A 22,360-nucleotide genomic window follows, 5' to 3' on the forward strand; every position below is an offset into this window, starting at 1 on the left:
CTGATAATCAGTGGGGGATGAACCCCCCACTGATTAAAGTTTCACTTTATTTCGCATGTAGTTCTAAATTACAATTTCTATCATCCCTTTTTCTCAATAAACCTTTTGTAACTAAAAGTACAGGAAATGCTACAGTTGCAAATATAGCTAGCGCTGAAAAGACAATAAATCCATTTTGGTACCCGTAGTAATCGAGAAGTACTCCCCCGAACCATGGACCAATTACTGCTCCAATTCCTGAAAATCCCATTGCCCCAAAATATGTGCCTTTTAAATGCGAAACAGCTATACCATCTATAAATACATCCGTCATTGAAAACATGAGAACTTCTCCAATTGTAAAAATAATTGTGCACATAGCAGCACCTAGCATAGATTCTACTATTCCAAATCCAAACAATCCTCCGCTCACAAATAAAGTTCCCAACATTATGGATACTAACGGTGTATACTTTTTACAAATTTGAATAACAGGGTATTGAATTACGACTACAACAATCGCATTTAAAGCTAACATATATGAAAATAATTTCACTCCATCCTGAAATATATGTGCATTTGCAAAATATTGAGATACTGTCGTCGTTAAATGAGAAAAACCACAATTACTCAAAATAATACCAACCAGCGCAACTAAAAAAACGACATCCTTTCGCAAAATGCGAATTGCATTTAACATTGTGACAGGCTTTTCTGTATTTACTTTCTTTTTTTCAATTGGATACTTCTTAAATTGGAACACTAATATAGCTGTATATAGAATATATACTCCAGCCGCTACTAAAAAAGGAATTGTTGATTTTGCGCTTCCAATCTGTAATCCGACAAGTGGGCCAATCGCCACTCCAACATTAATTGCACCGTAACGCAAATTATATACGAGTAAACGATACTCTGGTTTCGTTAAATCTGATAATAGTGCTCTTGAAGTCGGTTCAAAAAAGGACCTACATAATCCATTCAAAGCATTTAATAAAAAGAAACTTAAAACATGATCTGCAAGTGAAAAACCAATGAATACAAAGACCCAAACGATCATGGACCATATTATAATCATATTTCGCCCGAATCGATCAGATAAATTCCCTCCAATAAAACTAGCAAAAACTCCAACAAGTGCACTCGTACCAATAATAGCACCCGTCATTCCAGCTGATACACCTTTCACAGTCGTTAAATAAATTGCAAAAAAAGGAATACTCATTGACGTGGCAAACCTCGCGAATAAAGTTCCTATTATAATTGTCATTCCTAACGGATGAATATTTCCTAACTTTCCCTTCATCTAAAAAACCTACTCTCCCTGTTCTTACATGAAAAAAGAAAGCAAAGGATCTGCTTTCTTTTCCCTTTTTATACTTGCGCTGTTGATACCCGCGCTGTTCTCGTTATATCCATATCTATGCCATATGTAAACTGTAGTTCTTTACAAACATCTTTAATTAAAATTGCGACATTATACTTCTCATTAAATTGTAAAACGATATTTTCTACTTCTTCATATGTATACTTATAGTCCCCTGTAATGACACTTTTTAGATCAAAGCATTCATTTATACAAAGTTGTACAAGCAACTGGTCATATTTCTCTATTACATCTTCTTTCTTCCACATTACCTCTTTTACATATAACCGATCAAACTTCACACTTTCTCGATTACATTCCGTTAAAATCCGGGTCATTTCATTTAATTCTCGATACAATTCAGAAATATTTTTGCTTAAACTAAGCAGTTTATCTACGCCGTTTTCATATAACATATTCATTCCACCCCCGCATTTTCTTTTTCTTATTATAGCAAGAAAATTCTAAAAAAAGTTTCTTTCTTCTGAAATATTAGGAAACTAATTTCGATTGCTTTACAATAAAACTAGTGAACACGAAAGGGGAAAGAAAATTGGAGCAAAAATTATATTACACTGACGCTTATAAGCAAGACTTTACTACTAAAATTATAAAGCAAGATTATGATAAAGACGGTAACTTATACGTTGTTTTAAACGAAACAGCATTTTATCCGACAGGTGGCGGGCAGCCCCATGATACAGGAACTTTAAATGGCATTGCAGTAATCGATGTTGAAGAAGTCGATGAAGAAATCCGCCACTTCATTACAGAACAATTACATACAGAAGAAGTTGAAGGTAAAATCAATTGGGAGCGCCGTTTTGATCATATGCAACAACATGCAGCTCAACACATTTTATCTGCTGCTTTTTGGGATCATTTTAACGTACCTACGATTGGATTCCATCTTGGTAAAGAGACGGTAACAATTGATTTAGAAACAGAAAATCTGCATGCAGAAACAGTTGAAAAAGCAGTAAAAATTGCAAACAAAATTGTTTTTGAAAACCATCCAATCCGCATCCAGTGGATGAACTTAGAAGAAGCGAAAACATTGCCGCTTCGTAAAGAACCGACTATGACAGAAAATATACGCGTTGTTATGATCGAAAACTTTGATTATAACGGCTGTGGCGGAACACACCCGAAACATACAGGTGAAGTAGGTCCTATTCAAGTATTAGGATGGGAACGTAATAAAGGTGGCATACGATTAACATTTATCGCTGGCTGGCGCACACTTAAAGTAATGGGGCAACAGCAACAAATTATAAAGGATGTTTCTAAACAATTAAACAGTAGCGAGATTGATATTCCAGCAAAAGTAGCACAACTTCTTACTTCTCAAAAAGAAAACGAAAAAGCAATACAAACAATGAATGAAAAATTATTATATGCAGAGGCAAATGAACTACTGCAACAGCCTGCCGAAATACATACTGGCATACTTATTTCTCAAGTATTTACAAATCGTTCTATGCAAGAAATCGCAAAACTTTCTGCTATTATTACAGAACAACAAGAGCATGCCATTACATATTTCGTTATTCAAAATGAGGACAAACTACAATGCATCCTCGCTTGCGGAAAATCAATCACTCTCGATATGAATGCTCTTTTAAAAGAGGCACTTCCTACAATTGATGGAAAAGGTGGCGGAAATAAAAAAAGTGCGCGCGGCGGCGGGAAAGCGGTTATGACCGGAGAAGAGTTTTTAAATCAACTTGTTTCTTCTTTACAGTCAGCAGTGTAAAAGATTTTTGCGAAGGATAGCTAATAGCTATCCTTCCTCTATATTTACAGGCCAATATTTCGTTTCAATCCTTGGTAACTCCCTGCATTTCAAAACCCTTTATTTACCAGTTTTATAAAAGTTTCCGAAAAACTATAATGACTTAATTCGTTAATCGGTACCATTTGCACATCATGAATCGGATTATGATCGAACTCGTTAGAAGGTAGCGTAATTTCACCTTCAATCCTTTCAAGCAGAAACGTAATATGTAATAAAGATGGACTAGCATCTGGTTTATCACAAACATAGAGTAGCTTCTTAATTTTAACTTCTAATCCTGTTTCTTCTCTCATTTCTCGAATCATCGCTTCTTCTAACGTCTCACCATTCTCTACCCTTCCCCCAGGTAAAGACCAATTGCGATTAGCAATTTTTTGCTTTACTAGCAATACTTTTTCATCTTCAATTAAAATTCCAGTAACACGAACTTGCATTACGTTTTCCATATGTAATCTCCTCTTCCCATTATATTTACAAATTAATTCTTCCACAAAAAGAACGTACATTTTATAATTAAAGAAAATTATGGAAGAAAGAAGTTGTTACATTTATGCGTCCACCTTTAACAAAGTCTATATCACTTGAAGATTTCCAAAACTTTTATTGGTTAAAAGCAGAACTGCAAACATTTTGTCGTGAGCATGGGTTACCAGCCAGTGGCTCTAAGATTGAAATAACCGAGCGTATCTCACATTATTTATATACTGGTAAAATATTAAAAAACATTTCTGAGCAAAAAGTGAATAAAGCCTCCCTATCCTATAAAGATCTTTCACTTCAAACTGTTATTACTAACAATCACCGCTGTAGCGAAGATGTTCGTGCTTTTTTCAAAGAAAAAATCGGAGCAAACTTCCGGTTTACAGTAGCTCTTCAAAATTTTTTTAAAGAGAATGTTGGAAAAACATATGAAGACGCGATAACGTTTTGGTATGAAGAAAACGAACGAAAAAAAGATCCTACATACAAAACAACTATTAGTGCGCAGTTCGAATACAATCGTTTTACTCGCGACTTTTTCGAAGATCCAAATAACAAAGGAAAATCAAAAGCTGATGCTATCGCTGCTTGGAATGAAATAAAAGCAAAACCTGGTAATAACGCTTATGTTCCTCAAAAAGTAGAAAACTAGTGTAAGATTACTAAAATCCAACTTATAAATAACTTTTAAATTCATTCTTAGAACATCATATAATATTCTAAGAATGAATTTAGAATGTCGCTAACCATAAACATCCATGTAATCAATACACTATCCTTCATTTCCTCATCACATATCTTCCCTAATACTTTAAATAATTCTCTTCCCCCTCTCCCTTTTTTGTCTTAAACGACGAAGAGAATCATTTATTCTCCATTCATCCGCTTCTTATTAAGAAATGCAGCTCCTAAAATTAAGAACATAATCCTATATAACAAAAACATACAAGCATACTAATAAACAACAACATATATTTAAATATACCTTTATATGAAAGGCTGGGATATACCATGAATACATTTACTTGTCGCACTCCATTAGTAATAATAAAAGATAAAATTTGCATTCCTTGGTCTATCGCAGGTGGAGAGATGGGAGTACAGACTATATATACTAACAATTTGTCAAATCGTATTTCTTCAACTGGATATATCAAATACGAGACAGGTGTTCAAAACATAAGTGTTACTTTCTTTCAAGATACAAGTGTCTTAAACTCAATAATAATTCAACCCGGAAGTACTAGTAATTTTACAATAAAAAATTTTACTAGTATCCAAATAACAACTGGATCTGGTCTACATCAAGGTGAATTTTGCATCACAGTTTCATATCAATTGTAGACAATAAAACATCCAAACCTCCTATTATTCTCTATATTTGATAAGAGGCTTTCAATGAGAATTAAAATAAGATAGATATAAATGAATACGCCTGCCCTACACTTCAAACATTCTAATTTTCTACTTTTTCAAATAATAGAGCAAGCCCTATTCCACCACCAATTCCTAACGTCGCAATCCCATATTTCATACGCTCTCGTTTCGCCTGATAAAACAAACGTGTTACAAGCATAGCACCAGATGCACCGTACGGGTGACCGAGCGCAATTGCCCCACCATTTACATTTAATTTTTCGAAAGGAATTCGTAACTCCTTTGCACAAGCAACAACTTTTGAAGCGAACGCTTCATTTATTTCAAAATAATCGATGTCCTGTACTTTTATATTCATTTCGTTTAATAATTTGTTCACCGCAAATATCGGACCAGTCCCTGGAAAATTTGGATCCACTCCAACTACAGCACTACGAACGAAACGAAGTACAGGCTTATATCCTAATTTTCGAGCTTGCCCCTCTTCCATTACAAGAACGGCACATGCCCCATCATTTACACCGCACGAATTACCTGCTGTTACTGTACCATTTTGTAAAAATGCAGGCTTTGTTCTTTTAATCAGTCTTTCATACTTCATTTCTCGTTTTATAGCCTCATCTAAAGATCCATTAAACGAAAGTATTTCATCTTGTAAATATTCATTTTCTAATGCTTGCAATGTCCGTTTATAACTAAGACAAGCATATTCGTCTTGCATTTCTCGCGTTATATTATAACGCTCTGCAACATATTCAGCTGCCACTCCCATATTAGGATCACCCATTGTTTCTGGTGAAAATCGCGCTCTATTTTGAAAAGGTGATGTACTTGTACTCTCTACTCCTCCTGCAATATAACAATTACCAGCCCCGCCTTGAATGAAATGACATGCAGTGCGAATTGCTTCCAAACCAGCACCACATTGCCGGTCAATCGTTACACCAGGAATATGATAGCCAAGTCCTGCTTCTAAAGCAGATAATCTCGCAACATTCCCCCCTGGTCCAACAACATTACCTAATATGACATCATCTATTTCTCTCTCAATTCCTTTACTTAAAAACGTAAGAAGCGGCGTTACTAATTGCTGAACTTCATAATTTTTCAACATCCCATCCTTCTTACCAATAGGTGTCCTTTTCGCTTCTACAATAACCGCTCTATTCATATATTTTCTCCCGATTTTCAATCATATTTCTTGCTGCAATACGAGCTATTTTACCGCTGTCTGTATACGGTATTTCATCTACAAAATGCCATTCTTTCGGTATTTTAAACGAGGATAATCGTTGTAAGCAAAAACTTTTTAATTGTTGCTTCGTAGCACTTCCTTTTACGATGGCGACAGGTTTTTCACCCCAATAACTATCTTTCACACCAACTACAACTATTTCATCAACGGCTGGATGTTCATGCAATACACTTTCTACTTCTTCTGGGAAAATATTAATTCCTCCAAATAAAATCATATTCTTCTCTCTACCGACAATATAAATAAAGCCTTCTTCATCTTCATACCCTACATCTCGTACTGTCATCCAGCCATCCGTACTCATCTCTGGAACTAAAATCCCATTTAATATGTATCCCATAAAAAACTGATTACTTTTCACATAAACAGTTCCTATCTCACCTTTCTGTACTTCTTCTCCTGCTTCATTACATATTCGAACTTGCACATTATGACAAGGCTTCCCTACAGAATTGGGGCTTTTCTCGCTCTCTTCATCAACTAGTGCTGTTACAAAACTTAGTTCCGATGCACCGTAAAATTCATATTTTTGCGCATAAGGAAATATACTTTTTATTTTCTCTTTCGCTTCAGCTTCCCATTTCGCTCCTGACGAAATAATTTTTATTCCATTCCCTTTTACTCTATTTTCTTTATATAAAGATTCAAGCATTGTCGGAACTACATACATGACCGAAATATGTTCTATTTCTAACCTATCCAGCACTTGATCTGAAATAAACTTTCTCATAATATGCACCGTTTTTCCTATATGTAATGCACTTATTGCACCGTATAAAAAAAGAGAATGAACGAGCGTCCCAGCTATTAAAATAGAATCTTCTTTTTTCATATGAAAGTCATGTATATTGCAATCAAAACTATGAACCCACGATTGTTGTGCACGTAAAAATGCTTTTGCCTTCCCAGTCGATCCTGATGTAAATCCCATATAAAAAGGAGCATTTTGTACATTTTCTACAGGATAATATGTAGGCAGATCGTTCTCTATCATTCTTTTCCACTCATCAATTTCTATTACTCTTTTTTCTTCATCCGGTAGATCATTTACCTTATATCGCTCTGTCACAATCACATCTGGATTACTGATTGCAATTCTTTCTTTGAGCTCATCCTGTTTCCACTTTATATCTAATGGCACACAAATCCATCCGGTCATAGCAGCACCAGCAAATAGTTGTAAAAACTCGATACGATTTTCTAATACAATTGCTATCGTTTTATTCTTCGATTCTTTTTTATTCAACCAGTTTGCAACTTTACACACTGCCTCAAACCACTCTTTATATGTTAAAACTCGATTATTTTCCTTTATTGCTATTTTATTCGGTTGTAAAAAGGCATGTTTTTTATATTCTTTTGTAATTCCCATATGATTTGTCCCTTTCTCTACAAAATAATAAAAAGAAACACGCAATGAACGTGTTTCTTTTCTTTCTTATCCCGCATTTGTATATTTCCCGCCCTTTAGAGCAGGCGTAATTATATGTTTCAATGAACGATGTAATTTCGTTACGAGAATCGCTGCTATAATCGCTTTTATGCAATCACCTGGTAAAAACACAGCACTCACTTTCATCGTCTCCCATATGGAAACACCCATTAAGAAACCTTGTACAGTAATGCCAAATACATAAACTACAAAAATACCACCAATTATATTAATACATAATACCTTTATTATAGAAATTTCACGTAAGCGCTCAATTAAATAACCAATGACAAACGCTCCAACGATATAACCAAGTAAATACCCTGCACTTGGTCCAACAAATACACCAAGGCCACCGCGCCCACCAGCAAGTAATGGTGCTCCAACTCCTACAATAAGTAAGAAAACAAGCTGACTTAACGCACCGAGACGTGAGCCTAGCAATCCACCAGCAAGCATAACACCGAGTGATTGTAATGTAATTGGAACTGGTGTAATAGCAAGAGCAATCGGAGGTATTAATCCTAACACTCCCATAATAGAACTAAATAAAGCGACGAAAACTAAGTTTTTTATATTCATATTTGCTTCTCCTATTTGTAAACTTAAAACGACTTTTAGATAACATATTATAGGAGTTATATTATCTTTCTACCTAGCCTTTGTCAACTTATTTTTATCACAGGTTTACCAAAAATAAATTCAATTATTTTTCTTTATGCAAATGCTCAAGTTCTTTCCGAAGCGCTTGTTTTAAAAACTTTCCAACAGATGTTTTCGGTATTTCTTCCATAAATACAATATCGTCTGGTAACCACCACTTTGCAAACTGTGTTTTTAAAAACTCATATATTTCTTCTTTTGTAACCGTACTATTTTTCTTTTGAACGACGCATGCAACTGGGCGCTCTTGCCACTGCGGATGAGGAACGGCAACGACAGCTGCTTCAAATATAGCATCATGTGCCATTAAAGCATTTTCAAGGTCAACTGAAGAAATCCACTCGCCTCCACTTTTAATAACATCTTTCGTACGGTCAACAATTTTCACGCAGCCTTCCTCGTCCACTGTGACAACATCACCAGTATATAACCATCCGTCGCGAAAACCTTCGACAGTACGCTCATCGTTATAATAGCTTTCAGCGATCCATGGTGCTTGTAAACATAGTTCTCCCATCTCCGTACCATCCCACTTCACTTCACCATTTGTGCCGACTACTTTCATCTCTACACCAGGGACAATATACCCTTGTTTTGATCTAATTTCTAATTGTTCTTCATATGATAATTCTGTTTCATAACTTTTTAAACGTGCAAGTGTTACGAGTGGGCTTGTTTCTGTCATACCATATGCATGGATGAACGGAACATTGTGTTTCTGTTCAAATGCTTTAATAACACTTTTCGGTGCAGCTGCACCACCGCATAGTATTCTCGTCATACTAGATAAATCGTAACTATTATTTTCTAACTCTTGTAATACACCGAGCCAAATTGTTGGCACACCAGCAGCTAACGTCACTTTTTCAGATTGGATCATTTCTAATAAAATTTTTGGCGTAAACATCGGTCCTGGAAGAACTTGTTTTGTTCCAAACCAAGTAGCAGCGAAAGGAAGTCCCCAAGCGTTCACATGGAACATCGGTACAATTGCCATCGCCGCATCACTTTCCGATAAAGCAGCTGTATCCGCTAAACCAAGTGCCATACAATGCAAAACAGTACTACGATGCGTATACACAACACCTTTTGGATTTCCTGTAGTCGCTGACGTATAACACATACCAGCAGGTGTATTTTCATCAATATCTTTTACAAATTGGAAAGTTGGATCGCCTTCTTCTAATAGCTTTTCATAATGATATACAGGTTCTAGCGTAGTATTTGGAAGTACATCTTTATCAGTCATAATAATGTAGGCCTGTACTGTTGATAGTTGTGATTGAATATTTTCAACGAGTGGTACGAGATCTTCATCAATAAGTAGAATTCGATCTTCTGCATGCTGAATAATGTATGAAATATGTTGAGGAGATAAACGAATATTAATTGTGTGTAAAACGGAAGCAATACCAGGAATAGCAAAATATGCTTCCACATGTCGATGATGATTCCACGCTAACGTTCCTATACGCTCGCCTTCTTTAATTCCTAATTTTTTTAACGCACTGGAAAGCCTTCTCGTCCTTTCACCTAACTGCTTATACGTTAACGTCGTAATTGTATCATGTGTCCGTGAAACAATTTCTTTCTTTGAAAACAGTTTTTCTGCTCTTTCCATCATAGAACTAATTGTTAGCGGTACATTCATCATCATATTGGTTATATCCCCCTTTAAAGCGTTTTTATTTTTTGTTTATTATAACAGACTTCTACAAATAACCACTATTTTTTTCTGTATTTTCTGAATTATTTCTTTGGAAATAATCCTGAACGAGAAAAAAGCATGTTTTGAATACGTTGATTCGAAACATGTTCTTTACTTTTTATAAACTATCTACCTTTTTCCTTACGTTCTTTTAACATTTTTGTATGCCATATAGCGACAGTATATGGTATATGGTATATGTTGTCATCTCTTTATATAAAGTATATTCATATATACATGTAAGATGTTGCCCCTATTAACTTCCTTAATAAAACCACTTTTCAATAATCATAACGGCTTCTGCTTAAACTTTACATAATGTCGTACTTTTAATAAAAGGACATTCCCGCAATCTGTACAAATATAAGCATCTACTGGTGAAGATGTGAACATCGTCTCCTTTTTCCGTATTTGTGCATAACCGACAAACTCACCTTCTCCTATATTTTGAGAACCACAATTAGAGCATGTCTGCACGTCTTTCTGTTTCATGAGAGCACCACCTTTAATCTGTTTCTACTCCCTTCGACAGTTCACTTCCATTTCCCTTCCAAAAAACCTCTTATTCTCTTACATTTCAACAGGAATCTCAGAACAAACATCGTATAAGTACTATAAAGTATATTTATTGACGGAGGAATTGTATGAGTACGATTATGACGCTTAATACAGCTCAAGAAATTGAAAACGCAGAAATACATATGCTCTCTTCTAGATTAGCGCTACTGCAAGCAATAAGCGGAAATCCAATGCAAATACAAATGAAAAAGTTCGGGAGTGCCACTGCTTTTTCATCAAAAGTAATTGCTGGTCCGGCTTTTAATACGGTAAAAGGTATTACATTTACAAATACAGATAAGGTAGATGAAATTATCTCTTATTATCAATCACTACAAATCCCTTGTCGTTTTGAAATTACACCCGCTCAAGGTACAGCTGAACTATTTCATTACTTATCTGAAAAAGGTTTTTATCAATCTAGCTTCCATACTGCTTTATATAGTATACCGAGAGAAGATTCATCCCTTCTTCCTTCTAACATTTCAGTACGCCAACTAAGAGAAAATGAATTTCATATTTTTGCAGACATATATGTACGTGGATTTAACATGCCATCCTTTACAAAAGATGGCGTGCGCCATAATAACAAAATTCTTTACGATAAACCAGGATGGCATTTTTTCATAGCAGAAATTCAAAATACTCCTGCCGGCATTGGTGTCTTGTATATAAATAATGGGATCGCTTCATTGGCTGCTTCTGCTACTTTGCCACAATTTCAGCGTAAAGGCTGTCATACTGCATTAATTCAAAAACGAATTGAGACAGCTATTGAATCCAATTGTCATTTAATAGTTGGACAAGCAAGGTTCGGTAGCAGCAGCCAAAACAATATGGAACGTGCCCATATGAAAATTGCCTATACGAAATCAATATGGACTGCAAAAGACATATAATTAACATTCCTTCTCCTTGCATTACAATCTTATACATTCTATGACAATTCTTTTTCTATACCATTAATCATTTGAATATTCAAACTAGATTTGTTACGCTATTACTAGATACATCATTCAACTTGCAATATGAAAAGAGAATTCTCATCAAACTACAAGGAGGAGAAATGTATGACTAAACATGATCATGGTTTAAAAGAAAAAGTAGAAGGTGCTATTGATAAAGTAAAAGGCGAAGTAAAAGAAGTTGTCGGGAAAGTAACTGACAATAAAAAATTACAGGCTGAAGGAAAATGGGATAAAGTAAAAGGCACTGCTAAAGATACGGTTGGTAATGCGAAAGAAAAAGTACATGAATATAAAGAGCATAAAGAAAATAAATAAAAAAGAACGAAGATGTATGGTTGTGCAAGTAGTAAGTTACTAAAGTTTGTATTTTATATTTGCCCATAAAGTCATTTTAAAACGACAAAAAGATGCCTGAAGGCATCTTTTTGTCTATAAACAACTATTTTACATCTTACTTTGTGAAATTTGGTTTTAGGCCACCTGTATACGGTTCGTGCTCAACAAAGATTTTTATATCTTTTCCATTCGCGTCTTTCCCTAGTCTTGTATACGTAAATTTCTCTTTATTTAGCTCAGTAAGTTCAAGGACAGCACCATATTTATTATTGCCTAACGAAACGTGAGCCCTTATTTTATTACCATGTACAACATCAAAGAAACCATAGTCTCCACGACTTTCTCCTGTATTCACATTGAAAAACTCGTATTTATTTGTATTTTTATCGTATTTTGCTAGGCTGATTAAGTTTGAGTTGTATTTTGTTACATTATTACCTTGTTCGTCTAATACTGCCGTTCCATTCCATAATGTACTAGATAAAATTTCATCTCCATCAACGTCTGTAACTATTTTCCCTGTTGAGCTTTCTAAATTTTTATCAGGTCGCGTAAAAGAAAGTTCTTTTTCATGGTAAGGAACATGTTCAACAAACACTTCTACGTCGTTCCCTTTTGCATCTTTCCCCATTCTTTTATATGTAAATTTCTCCTTATCTAATTGCGTTAATTCAACAACTGCTTGATAATTTTGCGTTTCAGAAATTAACACTCTGTTCTTCCCATCGTTCGTTATAAAAAAGGTACCGCTATCATTACGACTCTCTCCTGTATTTGCATGAAAGAATTCATACCTTGCAGTTTTAGCATCATATTTTGCAAGCCCGATGAAATTTTGATTTTCTTTCGTTACATCATTATGATCTTTGTCATAGACTTTTGTCCCTTGCCAATTTGTTTCACCAAGTATGCTAGCTAGTAGTTGCCCTTTCGTTTGTTTAGTTTTCTTAGTTTCTTGTATTGCATTGTATAAAAATTGAGCGTATTGTTCACGTGTCACATCCATACTTGGAGCAAATTTCCCTTCTCCTACTCCTTTTGCAATATTATTTGTTTGAACAGCACTAATTGCATTTCTTGCCCATGAGTTCGTTGAAACGTCAGTAAAAGTGTGATCACTCTTTGCTTTTAAATGAAAAGCATTTGTAAGAACCTGCGCCATTTCTGCGCGTGTTAACGATGCCTTTGGTCTAAAGTTTCCATGCTCATCCCCCTTAAAAACCCCCATTTCTGTTAACGATAAAATTTCCTTTATATAGCCTGTTGAATCTTCACTTACGTCACCGTATGGATTTTGGTAATTTTTGTTTTCTTCCATATTAAAATAACGATACATTAAAGCTGCAACCTGTTCGCGTGTTACGTTATCTCCAAAACCAAATCTTCCATCATCATAGCCAAAAATGATTTTCTCACCTGTTAATTGCTGAATCGCCTCATATGCCCAGTGCCCCTTTGGAACATCTTTGAATACACCAGTATGATTCGTGTTTGGTGTAACCGCTTCTGCTTTCACCTCTCCATTCGTTTCACTTAATAAACTTCCACCTAAAACTGCTGATATGATACATGTTTTTAAAATTGTTTTATTCATAGTTTCCCAATCCCTTCATTTAACAAAGAATTACACCACTTATCTTCCAAAATAAGATTCTATGTGAGCAATTCATGTTTTAAATTTTGATTACAGCTAATCGCTTACACCTCCAAGTTTTTTTTCGTAATATCCATAGCTGTTGTATATAGAAATTATAAATAGCAACTATAAATTGCCCATAAATAAATTATTAAAAAAAGATAAAATTAACATAATATATTTTTAATCTCAATCTAAAAAAACGTTATTCTTTCTCATCTAGCTTGTTAAGAAAGAATAACGTTTTTTAAATTATAGGATCCCTTTTGGTAAAAAAGAAAAAGTTTATTTTATATGTTCAAAAACAATTTCATCATAGTCCTTTCCAAATAAAATATCGGAAAGAAGCCGTGGCAAATACTTATTTTATAATTAGAGAAAGGTTACTTCCCTTCATTCTTCTCTAATACATATAAATCTTCTTCAATATTAGATAATTTCTCTGTTACAAGCTTTCTAGCATCTCCAATTGCTTGATTGTATGCAAATGGTCCTACTAATTTAATCATTTCTTCTATTAAACGCTCTGCTTGGAAGCGCCCAATTTCATCTAAATCTTCTTCAACGAAAAATTGCTGAATTTGTGCTACTAGCTCTTCTTTTTTATCATTTGGTATTTTTATATTCATCATCATTTATTACTCCTCTATATGTAAGATAGTACGTTTCTTAACTCTACCATAGAAAAACGCTTTCCAGGACAACTTTTTGTAACGCCTTCTAGCTCCCTATGACCGAGTATATTTTCTTTCTTTATAGCAAACTGTTTCATAAACATTTTACATAAAGAATATAATGCACTCATTTGTGCGGTAGTTGGATCATATTTATCAAAATTACCCGTCATACATATTCCAATTGTATCTCTATTATTATCTTTCGCATGTGCTCCAATATGTAAACCTCGTCCTTCGATTACAGTTCCATCTTCTTCAATAAAATAATTGTAACCGATTCCGCTCCATCCTCTTACTTTTTGATGAAATTCATGTGTTTTATACACATCCCATCCATCTTCGGATGTATGATGGATAATCAGTTTATTCACTTTTTCTAAAGGAACTAATTCATCTTGAAATGTTAAATTAACACATTTAATTTCCATTTGAACATCTCCCTTAAAAATCAATGATCATAATTGTTTTATCATCTGGTCGTATTTTCTTTTCCCCTTCTAGCTCTTCAATAATTGCTACATATTCATTTATACTATTCTTTCTTATATATGCAACAGTTTGTTCGAGTGGCCAATCTGGGTGGAATAATCCGTCTGAACAAATAAAAATCCCACTCACTTCATCTATATGTAATTCCCCATGCTGCAAATAATGAATCGCTTCTTTCATTCCATTCGCAACGGAATACCCACCCTGCACATTTGCAAGATAACGATTATATTTTAACTGTTCTCGCACATCTTGAAAAACATGTTCTTCTGGTACAGATAATCCCTTTTTACGATCTTCTTCTCTTTTCTTTTTGGCTCTTTTACTAATTCCTTCAACCGTGTCTTTCGTTAATACTTGCATCGTTCCATTTTGAAGTATTGCGACAATCATACAGTCCCCTAACTGTACATATTCAATTTTCTCCCCATCTATTTGCACTGCCGCAATACATGTGCACCACAAATGCTCTTTTTTTCTCGTGTCTACTTCATATTCTAACATTTTTCTTTGCAATGCTTCGTTTGCTTTTGCAACTGCAACTGGTAAACTATAATTTTCACGTAATGAAGCAAAATAACTTGCAAATAAATGCGAAGCGATGTATGCTCCATTATGTCCCTTTTCATCACGAAACGGGACGAGCGGTGTTGCACCGTCGCATACACCATACATCTTTTTTTCTTCATTACAAAAATAAGAATCCTCACATTCTTGCTTCAACGGGCTTTTCTGTTGATATGTTTTTATCTTCACAACTGTATCCCCTTTCAAATAATAAAATACTCAAATTCTTTTGATTAATCAAATTTCCCGAAATAAACTGTTTTTACCCAAAACTTTCAATATCATATATAATCTTGAAATAATATGAATTTTTTAGTGAAGGACGGGAAAGAGATGGTCAGATTTCTTGGTGTTATTATTGGTTCTATTATTATTGCGATTGCCTTTAATCTTTTCCTTATCCCCCACAAAATTTTAAGTAGTGGAATTGGCGGAATTGCTATTATTTTAGGGATTGTAACTCCTGTAAACACAGGTATTATTAACTTTGTATTAAACTTACCTATCCTTATTTTAGGATACATAGGTCTTGGAAAAAAAGTCATTTTCAACACAATTATCTCTGTTATTGTATTATCTGTTGCATTATACTATGTTCCAGTGAAAGTCGTCGCAACAGATCCGCTTTTATCATCTATCTTTGGTGGTGTCATTGCCGGAGCTGGTATCGGTCTTGTTTTTAACTGTAATGGATCAACTGGTGGATTTGATATTATCGGTATGTTGTTGTCTCGCAAAAGAGATATTAAACTTGGCGGATTCCTTATTGTTTTAAATGCAGTCGTTGTAATCATTGCAGGATTCTTCTTCACTTGGGATGTCGCTCTTACAAGCTTACTTTCAATTTATGTAACTGGTAAAGTTATCGATGCCATTCATACGAAACATCGAAAGGTTACACTTATGATTGTAACAAATGAAGCAGAAAAAATGAAAAAACAACTTCTTTCAACTGTTGTACGTGGAATTACATTACTTGATGGCGAAGGTGCTTATTCTAGCGAAAAGAAACGTGTACTTATGACAGTCGTTTCTCGTGAAGAATTAGCAAGCATGAAATTAACAATTTCTGAAATTGACCCTCATGCATTCGTTAACATTACCGAAACGGTTGAAGTATTAGGATTGTTTAGAAAAGGTTAAAAAACTAGGTGGATTTCAACCTAGTTTTTATTTTCCATAAATTCAATTCGATTTCCGAACGGGTCTGACACGTAAAATCTAATTACATCTGGACGTGCATGGTCATCTATTACTTCAATACCTCGCTTTATTAACTCTTGTTTAAATTCATCAATTTTTAAAACATAAAAAGCTGGATGTGCTTTTTTTGCTGGATTGAAATTTTGCTCAACTCCGATATGAATCTCTTGATTTCCACACTTAAACCAACATCCACCACGCTTCTTTAATTCCTCTGGCTTCAGGATTTCCTCCATACCTATTGTTTCACCATAAAACGCTCGCGCTTCTTCTTCACACCCTACAGGCGCAGCTACTTGTACATGATCGATCCCTTGAATATAATTTCTCATTTTCTCTCCCCCTCTTCTACCCTAATGTTATACAGAAAACCCACTTTTGTAACTTACAAAAGGTTTATAAAACAATATAAGCTCCCCTTATTACCACCTGGCACTCACTTTGCAAAAAATAAAGAAAACAAAATTTATTATATAACTTCCATTTTTTATAGAAATACACGTTACATCTATATTATAGTTATGAATAGACAAATCTTTTTAGATGCTATTTGTACGGAGGAACTATTATGAGTCGTAAAAAATATTCATCAACTCAAAGAAAACGTCATCCGAACATTTCTAGACGTTTGCGAAACCATATACAAGATCGTTCATTAACAGAAATGTACGCATCTCTGTTCAAACATAATCCTGATAGTATTATTTCATTAAATTTGGAGGGCATTATTTTACATATAAATCCTTCTGCCGAAAAAATATTAGGTTATACTTCTTTAGAATTAGAACAGAAAAATATTACCTCTATTTTAGAAGCCCATATTTCTGAGCAAGTATTACAAAATATAAAGAATACGGAAGCGGATAATCAACAAGAATATATTTTATCTATTTATCATAAAAATGGATTCTTATTAGACGTCGTAACAAAACTAGTTCCTATTTTTGTCCAAAATCGTCTAACTGGCGTATATGCCATTATGAAACCTCTTGAAAAATCAGAAAGAATTGAGAATATGCTAAAAGAAAGTGAGAAGAGATTACGTACATTAGTGGACTCCATGCCTGCGTTTGTTATATTTAAGGATCATGAAGGACGCTGGCTTGAAGCAAATGACTATGCACTTTCTTGTTTCAATTTCCACCATGTACCTTATCACGGGAAAAAAGATAGTGAACTCATTCAATATAACGAAGCCTACCGAGAAGCTTTTTTACATTGTGAAGAAGTGGACGAACTAGCATGGCAACAAAGACAAATTCTTCATGGTGAGGAATTCATTATTCATAGAGATGATTCCGACCTAATCTTAAGTATATCGAAAGTTCCACTTTATCATCCTGACGGCTCGCGAAAAGGTATTATCGTAATGGGAAGAGACGTTACCGAGCTAAAAGAAACGGAAAAGTTATTACGAAAATCAGAAAAGCTCGCAGTAGTCGGACAACTGACAGCTGGAATCGCCCATGAAATTCGAAATCCACTCACTTCTCTAAAAGGTTTTCTAACATTGCTACTTCCTGAAATCAACGAGGAGCAAAAATGGTATATCGATGTTATGTTAAGTGAGATTTCACAGATGGAATCTATCACTAGTCAATTTATGGCGATGTCTAAACCACAAGTATTATCTATCCAAACTTGTAACATACAAGCTTTAATTGAAGAGGTCGTTACATTTATTTTACCAACTGCTGTTATGCATAGTGTTCATATTATTATGGATCATTTTGATTACAAACATGATATTCAATGTGATGGTAACCAATTAAAACAAGTTTTTATAAATATATTAAAAAATGCGATAGAAGCGATGCCAAATGGCGGAAATATTTACATCCAAACAAAACCATTAGATGATACCTTTATTTTAATACGGATTATTGACGAAGGCTGCGGTATCCCAGAAGATCGTATCTCTCGTCTAGGCGAACCATTTTACAGTTTAAAAGAAAAGGGAACGGGACTAGGATTAATGATGTGTTACAAAATAATTGAGGAACATCATGGTAAATTACACATTGCAAGCGAATTAAATAAAGGTACGATCGTTGACATTCAATTACCGCTTTCTTCATCTCATCTTGCAATTCAGTCGTAAATAATAAAAGAAGCATCTGCTAATTGTTAGCAGATGCTTCTTTTTTAAAATGCTTTGTCATACCATTCTTTTGCTTTTTCTACTTCACTCATTGTTAATTGATGCCCTCTATTTTCCCAATGCATTGTTACATTAGCGTTTGCATCTTCTAATAGTACCTGTAATTCCTCTGACTCTCCTGATGAACAAATCGGGTCATTTGTCCCAGCAGCAATAAACACGGATTTTCCTGCTAAATTAGGCAATTGTGTTCCTCTTCTAGGCACCATTGGGTGATGAAGCATAGCGCCTTTTAATGCATTTTCGTAATGGAATAATAAGCTTGCAGCAATGTTTGCTCCATTTGAATAACCGATAGCTACAATGTTATTTCTATCAAATTCATATGTTTTTGCAGCTTCATCTAAAAACTCATTTAATTCTTTCGTACGGAAAATTAAATCTTCTTCATCAAAAATACCTTCTGCCAATCTACGGAAGAAACGTGGCATACCATTTTCTAATACATTACCTCTAACACTTAATACAGATGCTTCTAGGTCAATTATTTCTGCAAGTGGTAATAAATCTAATTCATTACCTCCTGTACCATGAAGTAATAACAACACTGGTTTTGACGTATCTTTTCCTTTTTGAAAAACATGTTTCATCATAATCCTTTTCCCCTTTCAATCACTTTAATCTAAATGTCTCACTTCAAATGGTAGAAGTGTTTGTTCAATTTGTTTTCTATGTGATTCATATTGCTCCGGTAACTTTAATTCCTCACCCATCGTCTCTAACGATTCGTCATGAGCGAAACCAGGAGGGTCTGTTGCAATTTCAAATAAGATTTCCCCGTGTTCTCTAAAATAAATTGCGTTAAAATAATTTCGATCTTGTACAGGTGTTACGTGATATCCAAAACGAGTCACATGCTCTTTCCAGTCTAGTTGATCATCATCGTCAGTCGCTCTCCAAGCAATATGATGAACTGTACCAACACCCATTTGACCACGCCCGATTGTTGACAACCTCAAGTCGATAACATTCCCAATATCAGCAGAAGAACGGAATCGAACGAATTCACCTTCTTCTCCAATTTTCTCAAGACCCATAACATGCTCTAATAATTCAGCAGTTTTTTGAGGTTGTGCAGATAAAAGAACAGCACCGCCAAATCCTTTAATCGCTACTTCTGGCGTAACTTCTCCAAAAGTCCAGTTATTTAATTCGCCCTCTTCTCTTTCTACTAATTCTATATGCAAACCATGTGGATCATCAAATTCTAAATACTGCTCTCCAAATCGAGTCATTTTTGTATACGCAACATCGAATTTTTCTAATCTATGTTTCCAAAACTCCATTGCACCTTTTGGTACGACATAAGACGTAATGCCTACTTGACCATCCCCAATAATGCCTTGACGAGCACCAGCCCATGGGAAAAACGTAATAATTGTTCCTGGTTTTCCTCCTTCATTCCCAAAATAAAGATGGTACGTGCCTGGATCATCAAAATTCACAGTTTGTTTTACTAAACGTAACCCTAATACACCAGCATAAAAATCTACATTTTCTTGTGGATGCCCTACGATTGCTGTAATATGATGGATCCCCATTGTTTTCTTTTCCATTTCGTTCACTCCTTTTTAGTCCCTTATAAAAGTTTTTATACATTAAAATTCATTATTCATTTTGTCCATACTGCAAAGTAAATCCACTATTATTATTTTATCTCGAATTCAAGATATCAATTATAAAATTATACATCCATATCTAGTTCATCGCAATTATCTCGAATTCGAGATAATTTCCAAAAAATATTTACTCCACCTGAAATCTTTATTAGTAACACAAATTATCTTGAATTTAAACTTATTATAAGTTACTTACTTTTAGTTGTCAACAAGTTCCTTATTTTCATTTTAAATAAAGTGAAACTTTAATCAGTGGGGGTTTTCTTCATCCTCCACTGATTATTAGCCCTCATCAATCGGACTTTTATGTGCAGCCCGCCCCCCCACCTAAATTCTTTACTTTCGCTGAATTTTGAGGTGGGGATCTTACTACCCATTAAAGTGGGATAAAAAGAGAGTAAACGCCAGTTTACTCTCTTCGCTAATTATTTCGTTTCCTCTTCGAGCACTGCTTCCATCTCATTAAATTCACGATGAATTGCTTTCACTGGTTCTTTCGTTACTAAACTTACAATAATAACAGCTAATAAGCTACAGAAGAATCCAGGTACCATTTCATACATAGTCGCTTTTAAACTTGGAATTTGTACCCAAGTAATTACAACTACTGCACCTACAATCATCCCTGCAAGAACGCCCCATTTGTTCGTTCTCTTCCAATATAAACTTAATAAAATTGCTGGTCCGAATGCTGAACCGAATCCTGCCCAAGCATAACCGACAAGTGTTAAAATTGTATCACTTGGATGATACGCTAAAACAACTGCAATCATAGCTACTACTAATACTGACAGTCTACCGATAAATACAAGTTCTTTATCATTTGCATTACGACGGAAAAATGTTTTATAGAAATCTTCCGTTACAGCACTTGAAATAACGAGTAATTGCGAGGAAATACTACTCATAATCGAAGCCAAAATAGCTGATAGTAAAAACCCAGTGATGTACGGGTGGAATAAAATATTTGAGAATGTTACGAAGACCATTTCTGGGTCTTGTAATGTCGCATTATTTTTAGCGTAATAAGCAATACCAATTAGTCCAGTAAGCATTGCACCTATAATTGAAATTGTCATCCAACCGATACCGATTCTACGAGATGTTTTTAAATCTTTAATAGAGGTAATTGCCATAAAGCGGACAATAATATGCGGTTGACCAAAATACCCAAGACCCCATGCTAAAAATGAAATAATACCAAGAATTGTAGTCCCTTTAAACATATCTAAACGCGATGCATCAACTTGCTTAATTGTATTGAATGTTTCTGTTACACCGCCCACATCTGTAAAAGCAACAATTGGTACTAATACAAGAGCAATAAACATAATACACCCTTGCACAAAGTCGGTCCAACTTACTGCTAAAAAGCCACCGAATAGTGTATAAGCAACTACGACACCGACAGTTACAAATAAACCAACTTTATAATCTAGGTTGAAAGAGTTCTCAAACAAACGTCCACCTGATACTAAACCAGCCGACGCATAAAATGTGAAAAATACTAAAATGACGATAGCGGAGACAAAACGAAGTATTTTCGTACGATCTTTAAATCGATTCTCTAAAAAGTCTGGAATCGTAATTGAATCATTTGCCACTTCTGTATACGTTCGCAAACGCGGGGCAAGAATTAAATAGTTTGCATAAGCACCTATTAATAAACCTATCGCAATCCATACACTTGATAATCCTGTTGCATACATCGCACCAGGTAATCCCATTAGCATCCAACCACTCATGTCAGAAGCACCAGCTGATAAAGCTGTAACTGCTGGACCGAGTCCCCTTCCGCCTAACATATAATCTGATAAATCGGATGTCTTCTTATAAGACCAATAACCGATATACAACATACCTGCCATATAAATAGCAAGCGAAACCATAATCTCAATCTTCACCAAATCTCTCCCTTAGTTACATAAGCCATTCAAAATTTCGAAAAATGACTTTTTCTATTTTCTTGTTTTCGCTTATGGTTCCCTACCTTACCAAACATTTTTTGTTCTTTCAAGTGAACAAGCCCTTTTCACTACATGTGAAAACCGCTATAAACGCCTTTATCCCAGTGGATTACCCGGCTTT

General features: G+C 34.8%; 23 protein-coding genes. 7 read left to right on the plus strand and 16 right to left on the minus strand.

Going from position 1 to position 22,360, the window contains the following annotated elements; genetic code table 11:
- Positions 1 to 46: 46 nt before the first annotated feature.
- Together COL05_RS21100 and COL05_RS21105 are read right to left on the minus strand one after the other, a co-directional pair.
- A complete protein-coding gene (locus tag COL05_RS21100; protein WP_098670015.1) occupies positions 47 to 1,285 on the minus strand; it encodes an MDR family MFS transporter in 1,239 nt (412 codons plus the stop codon).
- Positions 1,286 to 1,353: 68 nt separating this feature from the next.
- A complete protein-coding gene (locus COL05_RS21105) occupies positions 1,354 to 1,761 on the minus strand; it encodes a hypothetical protein (RefSeq protein WP_142337603.1) in 408 nt (135 codons plus the stop codon).
- A 137-nt stretch (positions 1,762 to 1,898) separates the two neighbouring features.
- On the opposite strand from COL05_RS21105, the gene COL05_RS21110 reads away from it, so the two are divergent.
- A complete protein-coding gene (locus COL05_RS21110; RefSeq protein ID WP_180233473.1) occupies positions 1,899 to 3,101 on the plus strand; it encodes an alanyl-tRNA editing protein in 1,203 nt (400 codons plus the stop codon).
- Positions 3,102 to 3,190: 89 nt separating this feature from the next.
- Here COL05_RS21110 and COL05_RS21115 read toward each other — a convergent pair whose 3' ends face one another.
- A complete protein-coding gene (locus COL05_RS21115; RefSeq protein WP_098670018.1) occupies positions 3,191 to 3,589 on the minus strand; it encodes an NUDIX hydrolase in 399 nt (132 codons plus the stop codon).
- A gap of 104 nt (positions 3,590 to 3,693) precedes the next feature.
- Here COL05_RS21115 and COL05_RS21120 point away from each other — a divergent pair, with 104 nt between their 5' ends.
- Both COL05_RS21120 and COL05_RS32355 read left to right on the plus strand, forming a co-directional pair.
- Positions 3,694 to 4,275 (plus strand): DUF6434 domain-containing protein, encoded by a 582-nt coding sequence (locus COL05_RS21120; RefSeq protein WP_098670019.1) that lies wholly within the window; start codon positions 3,694 to 3,696, stop codon positions 4,273 to 4,275.
- 359 nt (positions 4,276 to 4,634) lie between these two features.
- Positions 4,635 to 4,967: a DUF3992 domain-containing protein gene (locus tag COL05_RS32355; RefSeq protein WP_098670020.1), complete on the plus strand. Its 333-nt coding sequence runs from the start codon at positions 4,635 to 4,637 to the stop codon at positions 4,965 to 4,967.
- Positions 4,968 to 5,079: 112 nt separating this feature from the next.
- Here COL05_RS32355 and COL05_RS21130 read toward each other — a convergent pair whose 3' ends face one another.
- From COL05_RS21130 to COL05_RS21150, 5 genes are all read right to left on the minus strand, one after another.
- Positions 5,080 to 6,171 (minus strand): acetyl-CoA C-acyltransferase, encoded by a 1,092-nt coding sequence (locus COL05_RS21130; RefSeq protein WP_098670021.1) that lies wholly within the window; start codon positions 6,169 to 6,171, stop codon positions 5,080 to 5,082.
- The gene (locus COL05_RS21135) at positions 6,164 to 7,627 is read right to left on the minus strand and encodes an acyl-CoA synthetase (RefSeq protein WP_098670022.1); all 1,464 of its coding nucleotides are present in this window, start codon (positions 7,625 to 7,627) and stop codon (positions 6,164 to 6,166) included. Before COL05_RS21135 ends, COL05_RS21130 begins: the two co-directional genes overlap by 8 nt.
- A gap of 66 nt (positions 7,628 to 7,693) precedes the next feature.
- Positions 7,694 to 8,269, minus strand: a complete 576-nt coding sequence (locus COL05_RS21140; RefSeq protein WP_098670023.1) for a biotin transporter BioY — start codon at positions 8,267 to 8,269, stop codon at positions 7,694 to 7,696.
- Positions 8,270 to 8,393: 124 nt separating this feature from the next.
- Positions 8,394 to 10,007: a long-chain fatty acid--CoA ligase gene (locus tag COL05_RS21145; RefSeq protein ID WP_098670024.1), complete on the minus strand. Its 1,614-nt coding sequence runs from the start codon at positions 10,005 to 10,007 to the stop codon at positions 8,394 to 8,396.
- A gap of 339 nt (positions 10,008 to 10,346) precedes the next feature.
- Complete coding sequence (locus COL05_RS21150) at positions 10,347 to 10,550, minus strand: hypothetical protein (RefSeq protein ID WP_098670025.1); 204 nt, start codon at positions 10,548 to 10,550, stop codon at positions 10,347 to 10,349.
- Between the two features lie 152 nt (positions 10,551 to 10,702).
- On the opposite strand from COL05_RS21150, the gene COL05_RS21155 reads away from it, so the two are divergent.
- Both COL05_RS21155 and COL05_RS21160 read left to right on the plus strand, forming a co-directional pair.
- Positions 10,703 to 11,515, plus strand: a complete 813-nt coding sequence (locus tag COL05_RS21155) for a GNAT family N-acetyltransferase (RefSeq protein WP_098670026.1) — start codon at positions 10,703 to 10,705, stop codon at positions 11,513 to 11,515.
- Between the two features lie 171 nt (positions 11,516 to 11,686).
- Positions 11,687 to 11,899 (plus strand): CsbD family protein, encoded by a 213-nt coding sequence (locus COL05_RS21160; RefSeq protein WP_098670027.1) that lies wholly within the window; start codon positions 11,687 to 11,689, stop codon positions 11,897 to 11,899.
- A gap of 136 nt (positions 11,900 to 12,035) precedes the next feature.
- Here COL05_RS21160 and COL05_RS21165 read toward each other — a convergent pair whose 3' ends face one another.
- The 4 genes from COL05_RS21165 to COL05_RS21180 form a co-directional block, all read right to left on the minus strand.
- Entirely contained in the window at positions 12,036 to 13,514 is a 1,479-nt protein-coding gene (locus COL05_RS21165; protein WP_098670028.1) for a DUF4822 domain-containing protein, read from the minus strand.
- A 425-nt stretch (positions 13,515 to 13,939) separates the two neighbouring features.
- Entirely contained in the window at positions 13,940 to 14,191 is a 252-nt protein-coding gene (locus tag COL05_RS21170; protein ID WP_001994665.1) for a DUF2164 domain-containing protein, read from the minus strand.
- Positions 14,192 to 14,202: 11 nt separating this feature from the next.
- Positions 14,203 to 14,661, minus strand: a complete 459-nt coding sequence (locus COL05_RS21175; protein ID WP_098670029.1) for a peptidoglycan recognition protein family protein — start codon at positions 14,659 to 14,661, stop codon at positions 14,203 to 14,205.
- 13 nt (positions 14,662 to 14,674) lie between these two features.
- The gene (locus COL05_RS21180) at positions 14,675 to 15,496 is read right to left on the minus strand and encodes a protein phosphatase 2C domain-containing protein (RefSeq protein WP_142337604.1); all 822 of its coding nucleotides are present in this window, start codon (positions 15,494 to 15,496) and stop codon (positions 14,675 to 14,677) included.
- A 126-nt stretch (positions 15,497 to 15,622) separates the two neighbouring features.
- Here COL05_RS21180 and COL05_RS21185 point away from each other — a divergent pair, with 126 nt between their 5' ends.
- A complete protein-coding gene (locus COL05_RS21185; protein WP_000251333.1) occupies positions 15,623 to 16,432 on the plus strand; it encodes a YitT family protein in 810 nt (269 codons plus the stop codon).
- Between the two features lie 20 nt (positions 16,433 to 16,452).
- On the opposite strand, the gene COL05_RS21190 is transcribed toward COL05_RS21185, so the two are convergent.
- On the minus strand, positions 16,453 to 16,824 hold the full coding sequence (locus tag COL05_RS21190; protein WP_098670031.1) for a VOC family protein: 372 nt from the start codon (positions 16,822 to 16,824) through the stop codon (positions 16,453 to 16,455).
- Positions 16,825 to 17,060: 236 nt separating this feature from the next.
- Between COL05_RS21190 and COL05_RS21200 the strand changes: the two genes are divergently transcribed.
- Complete coding sequence (locus tag COL05_RS21200; protein ID WP_098670033.1) at positions 17,061 to 18,593, plus strand: BA3702 family sensor histidine kinase; 1,533 nt, start codon at positions 17,061 to 17,063, stop codon at positions 18,591 to 18,593.
- A 44-nt stretch (positions 18,594 to 18,637) separates the two neighbouring features.
- Here COL05_RS21200 and COL05_RS21205 read toward each other — a convergent pair whose 3' ends face one another.
- The 3 genes from COL05_RS21205 to putP all read right to left on the minus strand — a co-directional run bounded on the left by COL05_RS21205 (position 18,638) and on the right by putP (position 22,176).
- The gene (locus COL05_RS21205; RefSeq protein ID WP_098670034.1) at positions 18,638 to 19,246 is read right to left on the minus strand and encodes an alpha/beta hydrolase; all 609 of its coding nucleotides are present in this window, start codon (positions 19,244 to 19,246) and stop codon (positions 18,638 to 18,640) included.
- Positions 19,247 to 19,270: 24 nt separating this feature from the next.
- Complete coding sequence (locus COL05_RS21210) at positions 19,271 to 20,209, minus strand: ring-cleaving dioxygenase (protein WP_098670035.1); 939 nt, start codon at positions 20,207 to 20,209, stop codon at positions 19,271 to 19,273.
- Between the two features lie 488 nt (positions 20,210 to 20,697).
- Positions 20,698 to 22,176 carry a sodium/proline symporter PutP gene (putP, locus tag COL05_RS21215; RefSeq protein ID WP_142337605.1) on the minus strand — a complete coding sequence of 493 codons (1,479 nt, stop codon included), beginning with the start codon at positions 22,174 to 22,176 and terminating at the stop codon, positions 20,698 to 20,700.
- Positions 22,177 to 22,360 lie beyond the last annotated feature (184 nt).

It is taken from the genome of Bacillus sp. AFS059628, from assembly GCF_002571225.1.
Lineage (GTDB): Bacteria > Bacillota > Bacilli > Bacillales > Bacillaceae_G > Bacillus_A.